Source organism: Shewanella marisflavi, from assembly GCF_023283925.1.
Classification (GTDB): Bacteria; Pseudomonadota; Gammaproteobacteria; order Enterobacterales; family Shewanellaceae; genus Shewanella; species Shewanella marisflavi.
This window is the reverse complement of sequence record NZ_JAKIKX010000002.1, coordinates 309,966-332,844: the sequence shown is the minus strand read 5'-3', so window position 1 is coordinate 332,844 and position 22,879 is coordinate 309,966. Positions and strand designations below refer to the sequence as shown.

Annotated in this window: 20 protein-coding genes and 1 riboswitch; of the genes, 11 read left to right on the top strand and 9 right to left on the bottom strand. The window is 50.7% G+C overall.

What is annotated here, in order from left to right; all coding sequences use genetic code 11:
- Positions 1-43 precede the first annotated feature (43 nt).
- Positions 44-580: a tRNA-uridine aminocarboxypropyltransferase gene (locus tag L2712_RS06365; protein ID WP_248977236.1), complete on the top strand. Its 537-nt coding sequence runs from the start codon at positions 44-46 to the stop codon at positions 578-580.
- Here the strand turns inward: L2712_RS06365 and trhA are convergent.
- Complete coding sequence (gene trhA, locus L2712_RS06360) at positions 543-1,223, bottom strand: PAQR family membrane homeostasis protein TrhA (protein WP_088904552.1); 681 nt, start codon at positions 1,221-1,223, stop codon at positions 543-545. The two genes, L2712_RS06365 and trhA, sit on opposite strands and share 38 nt — an antisense overlap.
- Positions 1,224-1,456: 233 nt before the next feature.
- Here trhA and L2712_RS06355 point away from each other — a divergent pair, with 233 nt between their 5' ends.
- The 9 genes from L2712_RS06355 to L2712_RS06315 all read left to right on the top strand — a co-directional run bounded on the left by L2712_RS06355 (position 1,457) and on the right by L2712_RS06315 (position 11,122).
- The gene (locus tag L2712_RS06355; RefSeq protein ID WP_428848614.1) at positions 1,457-2,506 is read left to right on the top strand and encodes a hypothetical protein; all 1,050 of its coding nucleotides are present in this window, start codon (positions 1,457-1,459) and stop codon (positions 2,504-2,506) included.
- Between the two features lie 147 nt (positions 2,507-2,653).
- A riboswitch (TPP riboswitch) is annotated at positions 2,654-2,752 on the top strand.
- A 160-nt stretch (positions 2,753-2,912) separates the two neighbouring features.
- On the top strand, positions 2,913-4,874 hold the full coding sequence (gene thiC / locus L2712_RS06350) for a phosphomethylpyrimidine synthase ThiC (protein ID WP_248977234.1): 1,962 nt from the start codon (positions 2,913-2,915) through the stop codon (positions 4,872-4,874).
- A gap of 2 nt (positions 4,875-4,876) precedes the next feature.
- On the top strand, positions 4,877-6,484 hold the full coding sequence (gene thiE / locus L2712_RS06345) for a thiamine phosphate synthase (RefSeq protein WP_248977233.1): 1,608 nt from the start codon (positions 4,877-4,879) through the stop codon (positions 6,482-6,484).
- Complete coding sequence (locus L2712_RS06340) at positions 6,471-7,241, top strand: HesA/MoeB/ThiF family protein (protein ID WP_248977232.1); 771 nt, start codon at positions 6,471-6,473, stop codon at positions 7,239-7,241. The genes thiE and L2712_RS06340 overlap by 14 nt, the downstream gene beginning before the upstream one ends.
- Positions 7,242-7,451: a sulfur carrier protein ThiS gene (gene thiS, locus L2712_RS06335; RefSeq protein ID WP_248977231.1), complete on the top strand. Its 210-nt coding sequence runs from the start codon at positions 7,242-7,244 to the stop codon at positions 7,449-7,451.
- A gap of 1 nt (position 7,452) precedes the next feature.
- Positions 7,453-8,232, top strand: a complete 780-nt coding sequence (locus L2712_RS06330; protein ID WP_248977230.1) for a thiazole synthase — start codon at positions 7,453-7,455, stop codon at positions 8,230-8,232.
- On the top strand, positions 8,232-9,350 hold the full coding sequence (thiH, locus tag L2712_RS06325) for a 2-iminoacetate synthase ThiH (protein ID WP_248977229.1): 1,119 nt from the start codon (positions 8,232-8,234) through the stop codon (positions 9,348-9,350). Before L2712_RS06330 ends, thiH begins: the two co-directional genes overlap by 1 nt.
- A gap of 103 nt (positions 9,351-9,453) precedes the next feature.
- Positions 9,454-9,723 (top strand): hypothetical protein, encoded by a 270-nt coding sequence (locus tag L2712_RS06320; protein WP_033538093.1) that lies wholly within the window; start codon positions 9,454-9,456, stop codon positions 9,721-9,723.
- 259 nt (positions 9,724-9,982) lie between these two features.
- On the top strand, positions 9,983-11,122 hold the full coding sequence (locus tag L2712_RS06315) for a putative metalloprotease CJM1_0395 family protein (protein ID WP_248977228.1): 1,140 nt from the start codon (positions 9,983-9,985) through the stop codon (positions 11,120-11,122).
- Here L2712_RS06315 and L2712_RS06310 read toward each other — a convergent pair.
- From L2712_RS06310 to cmoA, 8 genes are all read right to left on the bottom strand, one after another.
- Positions 11,119-12,009, bottom strand: coding sequence for a LysR family transcriptional regulator (locus L2712_RS06310; RefSeq protein ID WP_248977227.1), 891 nt, complete (start codon positions 12,007-12,009; stop codon positions 11,119-11,121). The two genes, L2712_RS06315 and L2712_RS06310, sit on opposite strands and share 4 nt — an antisense overlap.
- Before the next feature lie 15 nt (positions 12,010-12,024).
- Positions 12,025-13,029: a DUF3541 domain-containing protein gene (locus tag L2712_RS06305; RefSeq protein ID WP_248977396.1), complete on the bottom strand. Its 1,005-nt coding sequence runs from the start codon at positions 13,027-13,029 to the stop codon at positions 12,025-12,027.
- Positions 13,030-13,114: 85 nt separating this feature from the next.
- Entirely contained in the window at positions 13,115-14,791 is a 1,677-nt protein-coding gene (locus L2712_RS06300) for a hypothetical protein (protein WP_248977226.1), read from the bottom strand.
- Complete coding sequence (locus tag L2712_RS06295; RefSeq protein ID WP_088904563.1) at positions 14,754-15,710, bottom strand: alpha-L-glutamate ligase-like protein; 957 nt, start codon at positions 15,708-15,710, stop codon at positions 14,754-14,756. Before L2712_RS06295 ends, L2712_RS06300 begins: the two co-directional genes overlap by 38 nt.
- A 2-nt stretch (positions 15,711-15,712) precedes the next feature.
- Positions 15,713-17,218, bottom strand: a complete 1,506-nt coding sequence (locus L2712_RS06290) for a UUP1 family membrane protein (RefSeq protein WP_033538099.1) — start codon at positions 17,216-17,218, stop codon at positions 15,713-15,715.
- Between the two features lie 18 nt (positions 17,219-17,236).
- The gene (locus tag L2712_RS06285) at positions 17,237-17,971 is read right to left on the bottom strand and encodes an ATP-dependent zinc protease family protein (RefSeq protein ID WP_248977225.1); all 735 of its coding nucleotides are present in this window, start codon (positions 17,969-17,971) and stop codon (positions 17,237-17,239) included.
- 23 nt (positions 17,972-17,994) lie between these two features.
- On the bottom strand, positions 17,995-18,987 hold the full coding sequence (cmoB, locus tag L2712_RS06280) for a tRNA 5-methoxyuridine(34)/uridine 5-oxyacetic acid(34) synthase CmoB (protein WP_248977224.1): 993 nt from the start codon (positions 18,985-18,987) through the stop codon (positions 17,995-17,997).
- Complete coding sequence (gene cmoA / locus L2712_RS06275; protein WP_033538101.1) at positions 18,984-19,715, bottom strand: carboxy-S-adenosyl-L-methionine synthase CmoA; 732 nt, start codon at positions 19,713-19,715, stop codon at positions 18,984-18,986. The genes cmoB and cmoA overlap by 4 nt, the downstream gene beginning before the upstream one ends.
- Positions 19,716-19,990: 275 nt before the next feature.
- On the opposite strand from cmoA, the gene L2712_RS06270 reads away from it, so the two are divergent.
- The gene (locus L2712_RS06270) at positions 19,991-22,786 is read left to right on the top strand and encodes a transporter substrate-binding domain-containing protein (RefSeq protein WP_248977223.1); all 2,796 of its coding nucleotides are present in this window, start codon (positions 19,991-19,993) and stop codon (positions 22,784-22,786) included.
- The last annotated feature ends 93 nt before the right edge of the window (positions 22,787-22,879 follow it).

Genomic DNA, 22,879 nt, shown 5'->3' with positions numbered 1-22,879 from the left:
GGCGCCTTTATCGAGCCTGCAAACCGCAAAGAAAGTTAGTTAAATGAAAATTATACTGCTCACACATGCGCGGGAATATGAGCGTCCCTCTAATACGGGCACGCTGGCGTTGCAGCACTTTCCTGAGTTATGCCGCCGTGTGCCTTGGTCACGGGTTGAGCCCGATGCTTGGCTTAGGCAGGCCTGCGAGTCTGGAGAGGCGCTGTTACTCTTTCCGCCAAGTGATAAAAGCCCACCAGCGTTTACCCTTGAAGCCTTAGTAGAGGAGGCTCAGACGCCTTTACCACAGCAGATCATTATTTTGGATGCCACCTGGCAGGAAGCCAGAAAGATGGTCCGCCAGAGCCCCTATCTGCAACAGGCACGGCGCTTAAGCCTGTCAGAGGCATCCACTTCTCGTTATCGTTTAAGGCGCAATCAGGTGGATCAGGGCTTGTGCACCATAGAGTGCATTATCAGCCTGCTAAGAGGTATGGAGATGTCAGATGAAGCGCAAGTTCTGGATGCGGCGTTTGACGTCTTTATGTCAGAGCACAGTCAAGTCAAAGCACCGTCAGATAGACACATAGAAAATGACTGAGCGCTCCTGCCAGCACAAACAGATGCCAGATGGCATGATTATAGGGGATGCGTTTACCCACATAGAAGATCACCCCAACACTATAAAAAATCCCGCCGGCCATTAATAGCTGAAAACCTAAGGTGCTCATGGCCTCAAGCAGTTGTTTCATGACGATAACGCACAACCAACCCATTACCAGATAGAGCACCAGACTAAAGATCTTAAATCTGTGGATAAAGAGAGTCTTAAACAAGATCCCGCCGAGTGCCAGACACCAGATGGCGAGCAATATTCCATCGGCTTCGGCGCTGCCTAATTGGATCAGCATGAGTGGGGTATAGGTGCCGGCGATGAGCAGATAGATGGCGCAGTGATCGGCAATCTTCAGCTTATGTTTTAGCTTGGGATCAGACACGCTGTGGTACAAGGTTGAACAGAGAAACAGGAGTATGATACTCAGGCAGTAGATCAACATACCACCCAGTTGCAGATCGCTGAGACTATCCCAACCTTTCATCATTGAAAAAATCAATGCCAGAATACCAGCAAGCACCCCGAGTCCATGGCTCATCGCATTGGCCAGCTCTTCAGAGCGGCTATAGGGCGCGGCGATTGACACTAGGGGATCTGCTTGGTTTAAGGGGAGTTCTTGGGACGGCATCATGCTCTCTATTGACTGGTTAGACCTCAAACTGAGTCTAACAGTATGCTATCGCAAATGAAATACTTTAGCGTACATATGTAAGCTTAAAAGTTTGGGGTGGTTTTTAATGTTTGATTTTAAATAACTTTAATATAAATAGTGTCCACCTATAACAGGAGGTGGAACTTATGGGTCAAGCTTAGCCTCTAAAGCGCTAAGTTACCTAAGGAAAGGATCTGTCTCTCTTGCAAGTGACGCCACAGGAGCTGCATAAACCAAGGCAACCAGAACAAGAGTATCATTGGTCGGCGATTAAGCTTAACGCCGTATGTCCTGAGCCGCTTGCGTTAACCAGCCTCGATTTGCTTGAGGAGAGTGCCGAGCACCAGCGGCGCCAGCATAAGTTCCTAGGGATAAGCTTAACAGATCTTATGCTTGTGCTCGGTGTCTTGCTGCTACATCTGTTTCTACTGTCCATGCTTAGTTGGCGTTATCCGATATACCATGGCCGCGCCTTGCGCGCTGAGCCGTCTACCAAGGCGATAAGCGCCTATATGCTGAGCGCTGCCCAACTTGGGGCCATGACCAAGCGGGAATTGACTAAGCAAGCAGCGCCGCTAAAAAACTCATCTGATACACAGCTAGTTGCGCCTGTTACCGAGGAGCAGAGTTTCCCCTCGCTATCCCAACTGAAATCGCCTGGCGCCTCGCCCCCGCAGAAGCAACTGATCCAGAGCCAGAAGCACAGTCCTGACCGGGATAATCAGCAAACTCAGACGGTCGGCGCCGAGAAAAGTCAGGCAAAAAGTCATGATATCGAACCAGAGCTGCCAAGGAGAGTGGCAGAACAAGGGTTCACCTTTGAGGCGCCTGATCTAACAGGATATAGCGCGCCGCCTCAAGAGCGACCTTTTGCTGGGGAGCTCGGCGTCATCACCGGCGACTATCTGGCCAGGCATCGTCAAGCCTTGATCGATAAGCTGGTACAGCGCGCGGCCGATGCGGCGACAATGCCCAAATCGATAAGCGAGATGGATGGGCAGATGGCGCAGTTAGCCCTGCCAAAAATCGATGAATATAACACGGCAATTACCCTGGACAGTAAATTGGACCCGAATCGTATCGTTAAGCTTGGTGATACCTGTTACCGGGTGGTTAAAGTCGCGACTCCTATCAATCCTCACGCAGAGAACCTGGGGTTTCCTTTTAAGTGTGGTGAAGACAAGGTGAAGCAGGTGATTAAGGCCTCGTTAGACAGGCACCTTGAGCTGATGGGCGTTAGCCAGAAAAGCAATAACTAAGATGATTTATTTTCACTCTAAAATCAATTTTAGCGAGCGTTTATATTTTATATTGCTGTTTATATTGATTTATTTCGTTTGATTTATTTGCTTCCAACCTAATATGTTAAGGGCTTGTTTATCGCTAAGGCTTAGGTCTATACTGGGCACCTCTTGTCGGAGTGCCATTAGGCTGAGACCGTTAATTCGGGATCCGTTGAACCTGATCAGGTTAGTCCCTGCGAAGGAAACAAGCATAATATGACCTTGGTAAAGGCTATTTTGTAGGCGATAATTTGCCCTTAAACTTGCCTATCAAACCATATTTTTGACCTGGTGCGATCATCTTATGTCGCCCGAGGTTAATGCCCTCAACGCCAACTTCTCCAGACAAGCAACTTCATTTAACTCAATAGTGAGATTGCTTATGTCAACACGTCGTGAAACTCGAGCCCAGGCCCAGGCCTTTATCGATAATCTAAAACCGCTACAACATGCTAATTCAGAGAAGATCTACTTGCAGGGGAGTCGAGCCGACCTCAAGGTTGCCATGCGCCAGATCCATCAGTCCGATACGCTGATTGGTGGTACCCAATCGGCGCCCATTGTTGCAAAGAATCCGCCAATCAAGGTTTATGACTGTGCCGGTCCCTATTCAGACCCTAAGGCAGATATCAATGTGCGTCGCGGTCTGGATAAGCTGCGCAGTACTTGGATCGCAGAGCGGGACGATACCCAGACGCTAAGCCAGGCAAGCTCGGGTTTTACCCAGCAACGTTTGGCCGATGAGGGACTGGATCACTTAAGGTTTGAACATCTGCCAAGGCCGAGACGCGCTAAAGATGGCAAGGTGGTAACCCAGATGCACTACGCCAGACGCGGCATCATCACCCCTGAGATGGAATATGTGGCCCTGCGGGAAAATATGGCTCGCGATACTGTGACCGATGAGGTGTTGACCCAGCGCGCAGCAGGGGAAAGCTTTGGCGCCAAGGTGGGCCAGGCGATAACCCCAGAGTTTGTCCGTCAGGAACTGGCCGCTGGCCGGGCGATCATTCCTTTAAATATCAATCACCCAGAAGCCGAGCCTATGATCATTGGCCGTAATTTTCTGGTCAAGGTCAACGCCAATATAGGGAATTCCGCGGTGACTTCCTCTATCGAAGAGGAGGTGGAGAAGTTGGTGTGGGCGACGCGTTGGGGCGCCGATACTGTAATGGATCTTTCAACCGGCCGCTATATCCACGAGACTCGCGAGTGGATCATTCGTAACTCGCCTGTGCCCATAGGCACGGTTCCCATCTATCAGGCGCTGGAGAAGGTCAACGGCATTGCCGAAGATCTCACCTGGGAGATCTTCAGGGACACCCTGATTGAGCAGGCGGAGCAGGGGGTGGACTATTTTACTATTCACGCCGGTGTCTTACTGCGTTATGTGCCCATGACGGCGAAACGTTTGACCGGTATTGTATCCCGCGGCGGTTCTATCATGGCCAAGTGGTGTCTTTCTCATCATAAAGAGAACTTCCTCTATGAGCACTTTGATGAGATCTGTAAGTTGTGCGCGGCCTACGATGTCTCTTTGTCTCTTGGGGATGGTATGCGTCCAGGTTCCATTGCCGATGCGAACGATGAAGCGCAGTTTGCTGAGCTTGAAACCTTAGGGGAGCTGGTTAAGCGCGCCTGGCAACACGATGTGCAAACTATCATAGAAGGCCCGGGGCATATCCCGATGCAGCTGATCAAAGAGAATATGGATAAGCAGCTCGAGCTGTGTGATGAGGCACCTTTTTATACCTTAGGCCCGCAAACCACAGATATCGCGCCAGGTTATGATCATTTCACCTCGGGGATCGGCGCGGCAATGATTGCCTGGTATGGCTGTGCCATGCTCTGTTACGTCACCCCTAAGGAGCATCTGGGGCTGCCCAATAAGGAAGATGTGAAACAGGGACTGATCGCCTACAAGATAGCGGCCCACGCCGGGGATGTGGCCAAGGGGCATCCTGGCGCTCAGATCCGCGACAATGCCTTGTCGAAGGCAAGGTTCGAATTTCGCTGGGAGGATCAGTACAACCTGGGATTAGATCCCGATACCGCCAGAGCTTTCCACGATGAGTCCTTACCTCAAGAATCGGCCAAAGTTGCCCATTTCTGCTCCATGTGTGGCCCTAAGTTTTGTTCAATGAAAATCACTCAGGAAGTACGTGAGTACGCCGCGGCGCAAGAGAGTCAGGCGCAGGCGATTGAGGTACAGCACAGCCAGGCTTATGAGGCAGCGCCTCAGACACAGATCCAGCAAGGGATGGAGAAGATGTCGGCGCAGTTTAAGCAGACCGGTGGCGCCCTTTATCACAGTGCCACAATGGCCGACGTTGAAGAGGTATAGCCATGGGCAGTGTTAAACCTATCGTCTGGACCATAGCCGGTTCGGACAGCGGTGGCGGCGCCGGGATTCAAGCGGATCTGGCAACCATAGCGGATCTCGGCGGCCATGGCTGCAGCGTGATCACCTGTGTGACCGCGCAAAATTCGGTAGCGGTCAATGGTGTTGAGCAGGTCAACGATGCCTTGCTGCTCAATCAACTCAACACCTTGCTGGTTGACCTGCCGCCAAAGGCGATAAAAATTGGCTTGCTGGCGAATCAGCGTCAGATTGATCTGCTTGCTGATTGGCTGGCGACGCATTTTACATCACACGCCAAGGTCACTGGTTATCAGGTCCCTATCATACTAGATCCTGTGATGGTCGCTTCCTGTGGAGACACGCTAGTCAGTGCTGAGGCTGATAAGGGACTGGATTTTTCCCCGTTCAGGCAGCTACTTACCCTGATGACTCCCAATGGCCATGAGTTTGAGGCACTGTCGGCGTTAGTGGGTAATGATAGTGAAGGGATCTCTGCTAAGGCGCAGAATTTAGCCCGTTATCTGGGCTGTAACCTCTTGATAACCGGGGGCGATAAGGGGACCTTTTGGCAAGCGCAGTACGCCGAGGATCACTTTGTCTGCCATCGGGTACCTCATACCTCAGCTTTGCATCAGCATAGGGGATTTCGCCTTAGTAGCGAGCGAAGTGATAACCCAAACCACCACGGTAGCGGCTGCACGCTCTCATCGGCAATTGCGAGCTTACTCGCTCATGGCTTGGTGTTGCATGATGCGGTCTTACTGGCTAAAGCCTATGTTGGTCAAGGGATAGCGGCGGCTAGCCCGGTAGGCGCAGGCTCGGGGCCACTAGAGCGTTGTGGCTGGCCTAAGGGGTTGAAAAGCCTCGCTAAGATAAGCTTAATCGATGCAGAAAACTACAAGGGGCCTGATTTTCTAAGGCATATTTCACACCATTCTCCTCATGGCCTTGCGCTTAGCTTTCCTGCGTTAACCCAGCCGATAGGTATCTATCCCGTGGTAGGTGATGTTAAGACCCTATCACAGGTGCTGGCAGCAGGTGCCAGCACGGTGCAGCTTAGGATAAAACAGGTGAGCACCACAGATGAGTTAGAGCGTCAGATAGTTGATGCCATTGATCTTGGGAGAGAGTATGGCGCTCAGCTCTTTATCAATGACCATTGGCAATTGGCCGTAAAACACGGCGCATTTGGCGTCCATCTGGGTCAGGAAGATCTGTTTGATGCCGATCTTGAGGCAATTGCCAACGCGGGGATGGCGCTTGGGCTCTCGAGTCACGGGGTATTTGAGATGGCGCTGGCGTGCCAACTCAAGCCATCTTATATCGCTCTAGGGCATATCTTCCCAACTCCTACCAAGTCAATGCCGTCAAAGGCACAGGGGCTAGAGAACCTCAAGCATCTGGTGGCTCTTTTTGATCCTGGATGTCCGCGGGTGGCGATTGGCGGCATAGATAAATCGCGACTCGAAGCCGTTAAAGCGACAGGTGTCGACGCCGTGGCGCTTGTCAGGGCGGTAACCCAGGCTGCATCGCCAGGCGATGCCTATCTTGAGTTGCTCAGCCTTTGGGAGAATGGTGATGCCGCTAGCTGATCAACAATTTATCCAGTTTTCTCGGCAGATCTTATTGCCGGAAGTGGGCGAAGCCGGCCAGCAACGCCTGATGGCAGCTCGCGTAGCGATTGTCGGGGTAGGTGGTTTAGGTCAGCTTTGCGCCCAGTATCTGAGCGCGGCCGGCATTGGTGGGCTGACGCTCATCGATGACGACAAGGTTGAGCTGAGTAACTTGCCGCGGCAGTTACTGTTTTCCCTTGATGATTGCGGCAAGTACAAAGCCTTGGTGGCTCAGCAAAAACTGCGCTCAGGTCATTACAATGCTGATGTTTGCCAGATAACAGCCAAGACTGAGCGCCTTAATGGGCAAAACGCCAGGGCGCTTTTCGGTGATGTAGATCTGGTACTGGATTGCAGTGATAACTTTGCCACCCGCCACTGTGTAAACGCTGCGTGCGTAGCAGCCAATCTGCCCAATGTCGTGGGCTCTGCTGCGCATTTCAGTGGTCAGTTGATGGCCTTCGATTTATCAAGGGCGCCTGAGGCGGGCTGCTATCACTGTGTTTTTCCCGCCGAACTAAGAGTCAGTGAAAACTGCTCAACCCTTGGTGTGCTGGGGCCTATGGTCGGCACTATGGCATCGATGCAGGCGCTACTGGCCCTTAAGCTGATCATGGAACTGGGTGGGCTAGGGGAAATGCAGCGATATAACGGCCTAATGGCAGAGATGCACAAGGTGAGATTACGGCGCGATCCTCACTGCCCTGTGTGCGCCGACATGGCAAAGGAGAGATAGATGAGTGAGATCAGAATAAGTGTCAACGGCCTGCCGGTAACGCTGCCAACAGGGACCAGCTTGCAGGCAATGTTAATGGCGCAATCGATCAATTTGGACAGCGTGGCATTAGTGCGCGGCGGTGAGCTAGTACCTAAGTCACAGTGGGCTGTGACTGAGTGTGAAGCAGATGATGTGGTTGAAATTTTTGGTGTAGTGGCAGGAGGATAATATGTTAACCCTAGGCGATACTCAGTTCTCATCGCGTTTATTCACTGGCACGGGCAAGTTTTCCTCTGCTAATCAGATGCTCGCGGCCTTGGCTGCCAGTAGCTCGCAACTGGTGACCTTGGCAATGAAACGTGTCGATATTAAAGGTGGCTTTGACGATATTCTTGCTCCCCTGCGGCAAAGTGGTGTTAAGTTGCTACCCAATACTTCTGGTGCCCGCAATGCCAAGGAGGCAATTTTTGCCGCCGAGTTGGCGCGGGAAGTGCTGGGGACCTCTTGGGTGAAACTTGAGATCCATCCCGATCCCAAATACCTGATGCCCGATCCTATTGAAACCTTTAATGCCGCTAAGGTGTTGTGTGAACACGGTTTTACGGTTTTACCCTATGTGCATGCCGATCCCGTGTTGTGCCGAGCATTGGAAGAGGTGGGCTGCGCCGCTGTGATGCCTTTAGGCAGCCCCATTGGTTCTAATCAGGGACTCGCAACCGCTACTTTTTTGAAGATCATCATAGAGCAGGCCAATGTCCCCGTAGTGGTGGATGCGGGAATAGGAACCCCTTCACAGGCCATGGCAGCGATGGAGATGGGGGCAAGTGCCGTACTGGTCAATACGGCGATTGCTGCCAGTCGGGATCCTGTAAAAATGGCGCTTTGTTTTGCCGAGGCGGTTGCGACTGGGCGTAAGGCTTATGAAGCAGGACTGGCCGAGGTACACGCCAGGGCGATAGGCACCAGCCCACAGCAGTCGCTGACTGGATTTTTAGCGGAGTCTGATTGATGAGTTTTATTCAGCAGCTAGCTAAGCTTTCCAGAGAGACCTTGAAGTTAAGGCTGTATTCGACCACACCTGCCCAGGTTGAAGCGGCAATTGCGGGGGAGCAGGGCAATCTTGATCATCTGTTGGCGCTACTTTCTCCGGCTGCCGAAGCTTATATTGAGCCGATGGCTCAGCGAGCTGCGGCTTTGACCCGACGGCGTTTTGGTCACAACATAGGTCTCTATCTGCCCCTGTATCTGTCTAATCTCTGTGCCAATGAGTGCGATTATTGTGGTTTTACCATGAGTAACAAGCTTAAGCGCAAGGTATTGAGCGCGGAGGAGCTAGCCGCCGAAATGGCGGTGATCAAGCCTCAGGGATTCGACTCGATTCTCTTAGTCTCCGGCGAGCATGAGACTAAGGTGGGGCTGGACTATTTTTCGTCCGTGCTGCCACAGGTAAAGGCGCAGTTTAGTCATGTGGCCATGGAGGTGCAGCCCTTGAGCACAAAGGCTTACGACGCACTGGTGGCAAGAGGGTTGGATGCTGTTATGTTGTATCAGGAGACCTATGACCCCACCACCTACCAGAAACATCACCTGAGGGGCAATAAGCAAGACTATGGCTATCGTTTAGCATCACCTGAGCGTATCGCCCAAGCCGGCGTGGATAAGATAGGGCTTGGGGTCCTCTTAGGCTTGGATGATTGGCGTATGGACGCGCTGTTGATGGGGCACCATCTCGATTATCTCGAGCGGCGGTTCTGGCGCAGTCGCTACAGTATTTCACTGCCGAGGTTAAGGCCCTGTGTCGGGGGGATTACGCCTAAGGTGCAACTGTCTGATCGGGGATTAGTACAGCTAATTTGCGCCTTCAGACTGTTTAATGAGCAGTTGGAGATCAGCCTCTCCACCCGAGAGACACCTAAGTTACGCGATAATCTGCTTGGCCTTGGGATCACTCAGATGAGCGCCGGAAGCCGCACCGAGCCTGGCGGCTATGTAAATCCTGATGCTCAATTGGATCAGTTTGAGATCAGTGATGAGCGCAGTGCAGCCGAGGTGGTCAAGGTCCTTAGGCAGCGGGGCTTTACTCCGGTATGGAAAGATTGGGAAGCCAACTGGATAGGGGCAAGCTAATCAATTCAAACAGATAACTACCCGGGCGTGAAAGCCTGTACATTCACAGGCTTTTGGTTAATAATTAGCCATAACTGTGACTTGCCTAAAGAGGCGTTAGATTATGGAAATACCATCAAGTTTTTCATCCGGGTTAGCGGGCTTAAAAGGTGCGCAATCAGGCCTGACGCAGGCAACGGTTGATGTGGCAAAACCCAGTCAGCCTCAAACGAGTGAGGCGGGTTCGACAGAAACAACCAATCCCGTTAGTGCGACCGATAAAACCGGGGCTTTAGTGTCAGCCATCGAGTCGAAAAACCAAGGGGAAGCTGCGGTAGAAGTACTCGAAACAGCAAACGAAACCCTGGGTACAGTGATAGACATTAAGGTGTAACCCCATGACCGGCGTCATGACTGCGCCATCTCTAACGGCGATGCGATTAAATGCTTCGCCGTCTTCACTTGGACAGCGCTTCAGTTCAAATCCTTCAGTCAGTACTTCAGTAACGCCAGTTTCTTCGGCGCAAACACTGACTGCGCAACATTTAGCTCCACAAACGCTAGCCCCACAAACGCTAGCCCCACAAACACCAGCCCCGCAAACACAAGGCTCACAAACACATGGCTTACAAACATTAGCCACGCGATCTCCTGTGACGTCTGCATCTGGCTCAACCGCGCCGAGTATTGCCAGTGCGGGTTTATCAGGTCAAACCGCGACCCTTAAGACAGAACTATCGCCCACTAAAAACTTGGTTAATATCAGCGACAGCAATCGTCTTGTAAGCAAGCAAAGCCGCGGTGGCTATAGCCTGTCTCAAGGGGCGCTAGGGGTAAATGGACTGATTAATCGCGCGCCTGGCCAAGTCGCCGCTAATCCAGCTGCTAGCCAAGGGCGAATAAACACTGGCTCTGGTGCGAGTGAAACGAGCGCTGCAGACACAGGTGAAGCCAATGGGATTGGTAATATCTTTGCTAAAGATCAGGTGGAAACGATCTTTAATCCAGCACAAGAGGATGCGGGCGAATCCGCCGGAGATCCAGCCGCGCAACAAGGTTCAGGAGCTAATGTCTTTAGTCAGACAGATGCGCGCGAGCAGCAAGGCTATGATCCCTTTAAGGACAAAGAGGTTGATGCTGAGCAGTTAGATAGGGCACAGGAGGCCGAGTTGCAGGCGCTGGCAAAACGTGACGCTGAGGTGAGAGCCCATGAGCAGGCTCATGCCAGTGTTGGCGGTACTTTTGCACGCAGCCCGAGTTTCAAATATGAGCAGGGAAGCGATGGTCGTCGTTACGCCGTCGATGGTGAGGTGGCGATCGATATCTCCTCGGTACCAGGTGATCCGCTAGCGACCTTGAATAAGATGAAGCAGGTTTACGCCGCTGCTATGGCGCCTATGACGCCCTCTATGGCGGATATTCGTGTAGCCAGCGAGGCGCTGCGCAAGATGAATGCGGCAAAAGCTGAACTGGCTCAAGAGCGTCAGCAGAGCGTGATGACACCCAAAGAGATGCAGCCATTAATTGATGCGGGTAAGAGTGAGCAGCAGCGTCAGTTGCCTGACCCTGTAACGCCCAAGGTGGCAGGGCTGGTGAATGATAAAGGCCAAATATCAGCCAGCAGAGTCGATTCCCCCTCAGCATTGGATAATGATAGAGCGCCCTCACAAACTATTGAGCGTATCAGTCGTCAAATCTTAGAAAACAAGGCTGAAGTCTATAGCCAATCGGCCCTCAATGCCCGTTATCAGGGGGCTCAGCCTAGTCCATCTTCGTTTGCTTTCTCCCTTTAAATCGCGTGATTTTTCAAGATAAGCTGCTCAAGTAGTTGGGACGCTGGTCCCTGTTTATCGCGGTTGGGGATCACCAGACTTAAGGGGACTTGTCTGTGGGTCGAGCCTTTAAGTTCCAGCCGTGTCAGTTTACCTTGCTCGATGGCGCCACAGACCAGATGACTCGGGATCCAGCAGAATCCCAGGCCTTTTGCCAGTACCACCAAGGCTTCATGAAAGTTAGCAACCGTCCAGCGGCGCTCCGCTTTGAGCCACCCCATTTCGCCGCGGCTGATCTGACCGGTATCTTTAATCACTATCTGTAACTGTTCTGCCAGGGTCTGATCATCGAGGGGCATATCCATACTCGCCAACGGGTGAGAGGGATGGCAGACCAGAAAGAAGTCCACATGGCATAAAGGCTGTGCGAGGTACCCTTTAGGCGCTGCGCCGCCTATGATGGCAATGTCGACCTTTTCCGATTCCACTAACTCGGCGCTGCCACTGATCACTGAATCCAATATAGTGATCCTTGTGCCTCGGCCCTGGGGTTCAAATTCTGCCAGGGCATCGATAAGGTGCTCCATTGGGTAGATCAACTCTCTGGAGAGGAGCAGGCTGGGTTCCCAGCCTTTTTCCAGATTATTGGCTAGTTGCTCTAACTCAGTCACAGATCGGGTGATGTGCCGTGAGCGCCTAAGCAGAACCTCACCACTTTCGGTTAAATAAGCCTTGCGCCCTCTGACTTCCAATAGTGCAACACCCAGCTGTGCTTGCAATTTTGCCACGGCGTGGTTGAGCGACGACTGACTCTTGTTTAACTTTTCTGCCGCCTGGGCATAACCGCCGTAATCGACTACAGCCTGGAGAATGCGCCACTGTTCAAAGGTGGATTTGGCTTGACTCATGCTCGCTACCCTTTGCTATTTTTGCGGCTGTTTAGGTTTTATGGTTACTAACTTAGGCATATATTTCTTGGTCGCTTTAAGTTGGTGCAAATAGGGGCCTTGGTACAGGGTTTCAGGCCAGTCTAACAGCATCATAGCTAAGACATTACGATGCTCACCCAAGGCAAGATCGGGATTGCCGCGCGGCGAGGGGATGGTCTGCACCTTAGGATCGAAGGCCGATATGATGTGCGCCTGAGTCTTTTTCACAACAGGATTGTCGGACATGCCCGCCAGATGGAAGCTAATTCCCACTTCGGCGATGATATCGTCGGTGGCATCGGCGAGGATCCTGTCGATATTGGCCTCGAAGTAATCCAAGATCCAGGCAAAGGTCTTACTATCTACCGGCTGCTGGTAATATTCACTGGCGGCAAAGATAAAGTGGGTCATGCCGTAGATCTTGTTGCGGAACTGCTTCTTAGTGAGTTTGGCATCTCGACTTTGAGGGTAAACACGGTTAAAGGCAGCCTTGTAGTCTTGCACATAATCGCCCACGCCCAGCTGCTTGGCCCAGTAGACATAGTTGACTAATTGCGCTGCCCAAGCCTCAATCATGGCTTTATCGGTCAAACCGCGCTTCAGATCTGTTGACTTAAGGGCTTTGACTAGTTTGTCATGACAAGGACCCTGCAAGCCAAATTCATCGATACGACTCGAGAATCTCAGTAATACATCTGTATAGAATAGAAATTCGGGGAAGGGTTGTAACGCCTTCTTACGTGCTTTGGCTCTGGGGCCATTACCCAGCACATCAATCGCTGACAGCGCTTCATTCTCAATAAATCCAGGCTTATCCAGTTGGCAGGCGTAAAAGGCTTGTGATTCTGTCACTGCGTAAAGGTCCACCAAGGCGGCGTTGGCGTATTGTTCATCACCCGTCATGCGATAGAGCCTGATGCCATAATGGCCCTGTACTCTGGGGGGCAGTTGGTAAAGGTGATCTTCTAGGTTCGTCTGAATGGCTTGTTTTACGCCCATCGCATCTAATGCGGCGGTTGTTTTTGCAACGGCAGATTGAGTCGACAGCAAGAGGACTGAAGAGAGCGCGAATGTGCCTAAGAGTTTAGTGTATGGCGCTATGTTGAACATGTTGCCTCCTTTCAAGTAGGTTTACGACAGGTGTTGTGTCGCCAAATATAAGGGTGAGTTGATCATCAAGGCTGAGCTGTTGTTCGTTAACGAGTAAGAGATCAAATAAGGCTTGTGTATCGAGTCGCGACTGGGCTTGGATCTGCTTAGCGAGACTCTTTTTCCACAGTACCAGATAATAGAGCGGACCTTGGTTAACGGCGCCGGTGAAGCTGTACAGGGCATCATAGGCCTGTGGCCAAGGCTCGCCAAAACTCAAGGCAAATTCCTGGCTGAGATCCTGATAGCTGCGCTCGGCCTTTGTTTGATAGGCGATCAGTGCCAGTTTGCTTCGAAAGACCTTAAGCTGAGTCGAAAAGGCTTCGAGTTGAGCCTCGCGGCTATCTATGGGCAGGGTAGGTAGTAGTTGTCCTGTAAGGTAGAGTGTTAACCATTGGCTCGCTAATGCTTGGGTGTCTTGGGTGTCGCCCAGAGTGTTGTTCAAATAGTAATGCCCACCTGGCAGCATACGCGCCACGAGTTCGGCAATGCTAGTGATAAACTGCTCCTGGGCGCGATAGTCTTCCAGTTGTTCGGGAGATGAAAGCGTCAACTGACCAAATTGCTGGCCAATTACCGCTTGTCTTAGGGGACTGACCCTTATATCTGGCGTCGTCGCCAGAAAGATATCGCCTAACAGGCGTCCATGATGCCAAAGTCGGCTCATCTTGTGGTTGACGGGCTCAATGAGCAGACCGAAAGGACTGAGCTTTTCCTCTATCTGTTCTAACATGTTAGCCGCCGATACTGGGGCAATGTCGGCCTTGGGGAGGCTGGCTAACTGGGTACCGAGCATCCAGGGGGCAATCGTGGTTTGCGTCATAGTATCAAGATAGCGCTTAACCTGGGCTGGTGATTTAAGCAGCTGACTGCTCAGCACCCAATGTGCATAGTCGGGCGCTTGATGCTGCTGGGCTATCTCCTGTTTGGTGGACAATATTTGCGAAACGGCCGCTTGATTTCGCTCTTTTGCCCTTGTCTGATACGCCTGCCACACCTGGCGCTTACAACTGATATCTTGCTGGGCAATCAGGTAACTGGCGATTGAGCGATCAAAGGATTTAGTATCGTTCTCAAATGCGCTGTGATGTTCTGTTTGATGTTGAAGCTCACAGTGTGAGGCGCCAAGAGCCAGGGAAAGGTTCTTTTGCCTTAGGCCGTGGGCAACGCTTGCTTGTGCCGTGTGGATTCTGGATTTCTGCTCTGGGCTTATTTGCTCTTTGAGTTGCCTGATTAGGTGATGGCCGAAACGGCGCAGCCCGGATTGCTCATTTTGCGTCCAAAGCTGACTTTGCTCTATTATCCACGGAGATTGTGTTAAGCGGGCAAACTCATCTGCCAGATGCAACTGACATTGTAGCAGAGCCTCTTTGTCATCAGCGCTGAGAGGATATTGACGATAGAAGCGTACACTGTCTTTTAAGTTAAACAGGCCGATAAGCTGACGCTCCAGCTCGATACTGGCATGCATAGGTGTAATGCTGACCTGAGCTTGAGACAAAGAGACCTGATAGTCGATACATTGCTGACTCAGCAGGGTGATGGGAGAGGCGGCCTCAGCCGCCAAACTAAAGTTAAGCGCTAGTGAGACTGCTAAAATGCGTTTTAGCATAAGCGACGCGCTCTTCGACTGACATAGACTTGTTTTTCATCTGCTCGACGTGCTTTAGGCGCGGCAATATCCCTTGAGCATTGGCGATCTGAATTGCCAATCCCGGACGGGCGTTGAGCTCTAGGAGCAGTGGACCGAGTTTTTGATCCAGTACCATGTCAGTCCCCAAATACCCAAGCTCACTCATCTCATAGGCTTTTGATGCCGTATGGAGCAGAGTGTCCCAGTGGGGCACTTCAATATCGGTGAGTTTCTTGTCTGTGTCTGGGTGCAGCTCTATTGGACAGTCAAACTGCACTGCGTGTAGGCCGCGTCCAGTGGCGATATCAAGTCCAACGCCTACAGCTCCTTGGTGCAAGTTTGCCTTGCCATCAGATGCCGCTGTCGAGAGTCTGAGCATTCCCATCACAGGAAAGCCCTTAAAGACAATGAGTCGAATATCGGGCACCCCTTCGAAGGAGTAGCCGTCAAAGACAGGGTCGAATTCGATCAAGCCTTCAACGATCGCCACATCGGGTTTGCCCCCTAAGGAGAAAAGCCCACTAAGAATATTTGAGATATGGCGGTCGATCTCGCTAGGAGTCACCTCATGGCCGCTAGGCTTGAAATAATGACCATTCTCCACCTTAGTGATCACCAAAATCCCTTTACCACCGGACCCTTGGGAGGGTTTGATAACAAAACCATCGCGGTTATTGACCATCTCGGGAATATGTATGATCTCGTGTTGTTGGCATACGGTACCGATAAGCGCGGGCACGGCGATATCGTTGGCCAGCGCCAGCTGTTTTGTCGTGAGCTTGTCATCTACGCGTTTGTAGAACTTACGCGGGTTATAGCGACCTATATAGTCGATATTACGTTTGTTCATGCCAAGGACGCCATTTTCCTTAAGCTTGTGTGGTCGGGCAAATAGCATGTTTATTCTCCCGCCAGCGGCCTAAAGCGTCTAAGTTCTAATAACTTGTAGCCTGTGTACTGACCCATTAAGAGTACGGTCGCCAGGATAACCAAGTGAATACCCAGGAAGTTAAACACCCAGTGTTGAACCCAGCTAGCGCTCATGGCGAGATAGGCTAAAGTGGCCACAAACAAGCTGCCGCCGCCTTGTACCATGACCTCTTTTGCGCCTTCCTCTTCCCAGAGGATAGACATACGCTCGATGGTCCATGCCAGGATGATCATCGGGAAGAAGGTAATGGTTAAGCCTTCACTAAGGCCAAACTTGTAGGAGAGCAGGGTGAACAGGCCTATGATGCCGATCACTACTATGATGACCGCCGAGATCCGTGAGATCAGCAAGAGGTTGAGATCCGACAGGTAGGAGCGGATCATCAAGCCGAAGGCAACAATCAAGAGGAAGCCGATAAGTCCCGTCAGCAGCGTGGTTTGAATAAAGGCCAGGGCGATCAACACTGGCATAAAGGTACCAGATGTCTTGATACCTATGATCACGCGTAAAAAGACCACCATGAGCACACCGATAGGGATCAGCAAAATACCTTTAAACAGACTCTGCTCTTCAAGCGGCAGCTGATAGAGGGAGAAGTCGAGAGCATCTTTATTCTTCAGCATGTCGATAGAGGTCGCCAGTGCGGAACGTGTGTCCTGCAGCATGGAGAAGTTCACCTGAGAGTTAACACCACCAACCACATCTAAAGTGGATTTAGCGGTTCTGTCCCAGATAAGCAGATTGTCTGGACGTCCTTGGCTACCATCGGCTGGGTTAAAGATGATCCACTGGCCCTGATGGTACACTTCGACAAAAGTGGTCAGTTGCTGGCGACGGCGTTGATCTTCTAAAAACAGCCCGCTGACTTTCTTGGCTGGTATCCCCTTGCTGTTGAGCATTCTGATAAAGAGGTCGGCGCGGGAGTTGGTGGTTAGCAACAGCTCCAGGTTCTGGCTACGCTCGGTGGCATTAAAGCTTTTGTTGAGCTGCTGAGCGAACGAAAGGTTGGTGGCACTGCGTGACCAAATTTCATTCATTACCTGTTCCGCTGCCGCCTGTTCGGTAGCAGACCAGTTGTAGGCTTGCGGTGTAGCAGGTTCCTGTTCGGCCAGGACTTCATTCTTACCGGTTGGCACTAAGGTGACTTTATAGTAAAGATCTTGCTGACCGATTGCTTCACGGGTAGACCAAGTGACCTGGCGGCCATTGTTATCTTCGGTAGCCGAGAGGCCATAACCCGGTGAAGTAGCGTTTTCTGCCAAGATCTCAAACGCGGGATCCTTGGGGACTGAGAAGGTGACTTCAGCAGGCTGTCCTGTGCCCTGAAAACTGACCTTAGCGTCGACTGCCCAGCTCTGAACCTGCTCGCCCGGCAGGAAGGGTACATTATGCTCGATACCACGATAAACGCTTGCCGCAATACCAGCAATAAACAGTAGTGCGACTAAGATATAAAAAGGCTTTTTAGAGTGCATCAGGTTAATATCCTATTCTTATTTTACTGTATTTGATGGATTTTTCTTACCGTGCACAAAAGTCTGCCCCACATCTACCACGGCAATGTCTTGCATAAACTTACGACCCAGCAGGAGTTGGTAATCCAGGTGACTGCGATCGACTAAGTTGAGATCGGTTTCGGCCTTGTAGTTTCCAATCTGTAGATGAGCATGGATCACCGGACGTCTGTCATTCTCATCACCATCTTGCTTGATGCGTACAAAACGCTCGACTTTTGATTCGAAGGTTTCTGCTGGCTTGTCTGCGCCTTGGGTAAACACATCAAAACGTACCCACTGCTTGCCGTTACGTTCAAACAGTATGATGTTATGGGCATCAAGTGAGGAAGATTCGGCGCCAGTGTCAATACGGGTTTCAAATCCAGCTTTGATCTCATCAATATAGACGTGCTCTACCGCCCCTAAGATAAACTTATCCCCAATAGGCGACGGGTCACACTCAACTGGCACTTGAACCACTTGCTTTTCAGGTTGGTGCTTAACCTCCTCCAGCTGCTGGCTGAGGCCATCGAGTTGGGTTGAAAGTGAAGAGAGCACCACTTGTTGTTCGGTTTGATTAGCGTTGATTAAGGCCACTAGCTCGCTCTTTTGTTCGCTAAGGCTGGCATTGAAGGTGTCAATATCGACAGGCGCAGGTTGTTCTGGCGCTTGTGTTGCCGCGCATCCAACAAGACTTGTCACTAAAGCGAGGGTAGTTATCTGTTTTAACATAGTGTTTTCCATTTACTATTCTTTTAAATCAAATCTTTATTAGGCTGATTCTTGACGGCGATAAACGTAGCCCGCTTAGGCGCAGGATATCCCTCGACGGTCAGGCTGATGTCATTGGGGTCCAAATAATCGACTAATGATTCGTTTGGCATCCATTCTGTGGTTCGCTGCTCTGCTAATGAGGTTACATCAATATCGACACAACGAACATCGACAAAGTCGGCTTTTTTGAGCCAGGCTTCTAATGCTTTGGCCGAAGGCAGGAACCAGACATTATTCATCTTGCCATAGCGATCACCAGGCACAAGTACGGTGTTTTCATCGCCATCCACGACTAGCGTTTCCAGCACGAGCTCGCCGCCGGTTCTTAACTGATCCCTTAATTGAAACAGGTGATCTATAGGAGAGCGTCTATGATAAAGCACACCCATAGAAAACACGGTATCAAAGGCATCGAGCGGCGGTAACTGCTCAATGCCAAGGGGCAAGAGGTGCACGGGATGTTCAGTGCCGGCTAGGCGCTTTACTGCTTCAAATTGACACAAAAACAGCGGGGATGGGTCTATGCCGACCACACGCTTAGCGCCTTCTCCTAGCATGCGCCACATGTGGTAACCACTACCACAGCCGACATCGAGCACGGTTCTATTCTTTAAAGGTGAGATGTGAGGCTGTACGCGCTCCCATTTCCAATCTGAACGCCATTCGGTATCGATATGAATGCCGTGAAGATCGAACGGGCCTTTACGCCATGGTGAAAAGAGCTTCAGCAGGTTCTTCAGTTTTTCCTGTTGCCCCTGGCTGAGTTGTTCGCCGCTGCCAACAGCCACCTTGGTGCTGAAATCGAGTTGATCTGGCGCAGGGTAGTGCAATTTGTTGAGCACCTTTTCCCATTTTGGCAGGTTGCCATGTTTATGCTCTCGCTGCCATTGGCCTAGGATCGCCGGAAGTTCCTCTAGCCAATGCTGGAGGTTTGAATCGGCGATTTGTTGATAAAAAGAGCTGAAGCTGATCACTTGATGGCCACCATAGAAGCAAAGTTAAAACATTGAAACCAGACACTGAAATGACTAAAACCCTGATCTGTCAGGCGCTGTTGGTGCTGCTCCAGCGTATCAGGTTTCATGACATGCTCAAGCGAGCTGCGTTTTTGACTGATCTCTAATTCGCTGTAGCCATTAGCCCGTTTAAAGTCCAGATGCAATTCGTCCAACAGATGCTGCACGGGCGCATCGTCGAACACTAGCTTTTCCGACAATACTAATATGCCACCGGGTTTGAGGCCGCGATAGATGTTTGCAATTAACGTCTGTCTGTCTTCTGGGGCGAGAAACTGCATGGTGAAGTTCAAAATCACCATAGAAGCGTTCTGGATATCGATGTCGCGAATGTCGGCGCAGACAAGGTCTACCGGGGTTTCGCTAACATAGGCGTTAAGGTGCTGCCTGCAGCGCTCGACCATAGATTCACTATTGTCCACGGCAATGATATGGCATCCTCGTCCTTCAATACGGCGGCGTACGCTAAGGGTGGCGGCGCCTAATGAGCAGCCTAAATCATAGATATTTGAATCGGGAGAGACGCACTTATCGGCAAAATCACCTAGGGTATTTATGATCTGTCCATATCCGGGAACTGAGCGGCGGATCATGTCGCTAAAGACACCAGCAACTCGATCATCGAATTGAAAGTCACTGATATGTTCACAGGCTTGTGCGTAAATAGTATCTTGTGTTGAGTTCATCAGAGTTTTTTGAGTAAATTCAATATTTCATTCTAGCTAATGATAACAGTTCGCAGCAAGTCTAGTACTGGAAATTAGGAATAAAATTCTGTCTAATATCTTAATAACAACATATATTTTACAGCGCCGTGACTTTGTCTTTCGCAACCAAGGAAAGAGGCCATTTTTTTAAACCCGAGTTGAGCTCTTTGTACCGGGTTAACTTGATTTTGAGTCAGGCACTGCTTAGTCGGTTAAGGCTTAAGCGCTTTTTTAAACGATACTGGGAATATTCTTTGACACTACTAATTCGCTTGATGTTTGCCGTCTCCTTGCTCTTCGGGTTTCATGCCATGGCCGAAGAGCGCCAAAAACCGTTGATCTTGGTGTTTGGGGAGGACAGTTATCCCTATCAGTTTATCGATGAAAATGGTGATGCCAAAGGGGTCTTGGTGGATCTATGGCGGGAGTGGTCATCCCAGACTCAGGTGCCTGTTGTATTTGTCGCACGTCATTGGCAGGATTCGCTTACCCAGGTGGCCCAGGGCGATGCCGATATCCATATTGGCTTAGGGATCACTCAAGATCGTGAGCAGTATTTTGATTTCGCAGCGCCCATTGCTTATGTCAGCACCTATCTTTATGTGCGCAATAGTTTGAAAAACAAAAAGAGTTACGAAGACCTGTTACCTTACCGCATTGGTATCGTGAAGGGCTCTTCTCATGAGTCAATTTTGAGTCAACAGGTCAATGGGCTCAGTTATCGCTACTATAATAGCCGGGCCGATCTCATGCGCGGTGTAGTAGAGGGTGAGGTTGATGTGTTTGCGGGCATGGAAGGCTACCTTAAAGATAATGCGGTCAGCCGAGCAGTGCTCGAGGAGTTTCCCCTAGACAATCGCTTGTTAATAAAAAAAACCGCTTTGGTGCCTGCCGTAAGGAACGGGCGTACGGAGTTGATCAGTCAGATAAATCGCGGCTTTGAGCGCTTAAGTCAGGCCAGCCGCACAGAGATAGACAAACGTTGGTTAGGCTTTAGCCAAGATAGCAATACTTTAGTGATTGCCACCACAACAGGCATTCAACCTTTTGCCGATACAGGTGGGGATGGCGAGCCCCATGGACTCTATATCGACATCTGGAAACTCTGGTCGAAAAAAACAGGGATTACGGTAGAGTTTCGCCCGGCATCCATGGAGGACAGCCTGGATGAGCTCAAATATCTCAGGGCCGATATTCATGTGGGCTATCCTGAAAGCGATACTATGAAGACTAATCTTACCCGCGCCTGGAAAACCTATCAGGTCAAGAGTCGCATCTTTAGTCATGGGCGTCCGCTGACGAGTCTGGATGAGCTTAAGGGGAAACGGGTTGGCGCCGTGCCTACCGCTCCCTATCTGGATAAGCTCAAGCAGGCGTTACCAGAATCTGAACTAAAGCTTTATATGAATGTGACCCAGATGATTGAGGCGGCGCAGCAGGGACACATCGCGGCTTTCGTGGCGGCATCAGCCTGGACCCAGCACTACTTACTACGAACCGATTCCTGGCCTGACTTTCATCAGTATCGCCAGCTTGACTTTACCACAGACATTTATGCGTTAACGCGAAACGAAGATAAAGGCCTCGCCCAGCGCATCGCTGCTGGATTTAAGCTTATTAATCCAGCCGAATTGGCCGCGATTGAGAGTAAATGGATATTGGATAAAGAAGATCGCAGCTTTCACACTCTCCTCAGTTCAGTGACGATAACGCCGGCCCAGCGTCAATATTTGCAAGGCTTGGGCACGCTTAAAGTGGGTTACCTTAGTGCCTGGGCACCGATGGAATACGCTAACGGGCGTGGTGAGTTTATGGGCATCAACAGTGAGATCACGACCTGGATTGCCGAGCAGCTTGGCATTGAGGTGCAACCGGTTGCTTATGAACGCTGGAATAGTTTGGTCGATGCGTTAAAAAATGGCGAGGTAGATGTTGTTGGTAGCGTCGCCTACACGCCAGAGCGCGAGCGGGAATTGGCCTTTAGTAGTGCCTATTGGCCGTCACCATGGGGCTTGGTGACTCACTTAAATCAGGTGACGGTATTCAATCTCAGTCAGATGAGTGGCAAGCGCTTAGCGGTCGTCGAAGGCTATCAGCTTATCGCCAACCTGATGAATAAAGATCTCGGCATAGAGCTAGTGATCGTTCCCAATAGTCGCGCCGGGGTAGATGCGGTGGCACAAGGTAAGGCCGATGCCTTTATCGAGAAAGTGATCAACATGGCCATGGTGTTAAAGCAGGGCGACTACAAGGCATTAAAGATGTCCGTGTTGGCCGATTTTTCGCAGCAGCAGAGCCATTTTGCTTTTAATAAAAAATATAAAGAGCTGGTTCCTATGTGGGACCAGGCGATCGCCCAGTTAACCCCTGATCGACAACAGGCCATTTATCAGCATTGGGTAAAAGAGGATACAAGTCGCTGGCAGACGATGTTGAACTACCAAAATGGTTTCTATGCGTTGGCATTAGTGAGCTTTATTTTAATTGCTTATTTGCTATGGCGAGGACACTACAGCCGCCAGATTCTCGCAAGAGAGCTGGCCTTTGAGATCTCTCAGGCGGGTCAGTTTGACGCCTTAACCGGTCTACCAAACCGTAGCTTGCTTGATGACAGATTGCAGCAATCTGTGTTGATGCACAGACGTGATATGACGCCTTTTGCCGTGCTGTTTATCAGTTTTGACAATATGCCTGATATCAACCAGACCTACGGTCATAAGGTGGGTGATAGTGTTTTGGCGAAGGGTGCTCAGCAACTTAAAGTGGCGGTGCGTAAATCTGATACCTTGGCACGTTTTGGTGGCAATGAATTTGTGATGGTGTTAAATCGCAGCAAAGACCTCGATACCGTGTGTCAGGTGGCCGATGGCATTATCGGTAGTTTTAGCGCGCCCTTTGCGATCAATGGTGTGAATGTGGCACTATCGGTCAGCATAGGCGTTGCTATGTTTCCAAACGATGGCGATACAGTGGTTGAGCTGCTTAAGACAGCCGATAAACTCATGTCCCGGGCGATGAAACAGGGCGGTCGCTGCTACCATAGCGCGTGATTTTGTTAAGCGTGCTCTGGTATTGATGGATATTTATCCAACCCAAAGGTTTACTTCATTTTAAGAAGATGAAGTTGTTTTGAAATCGGCAAT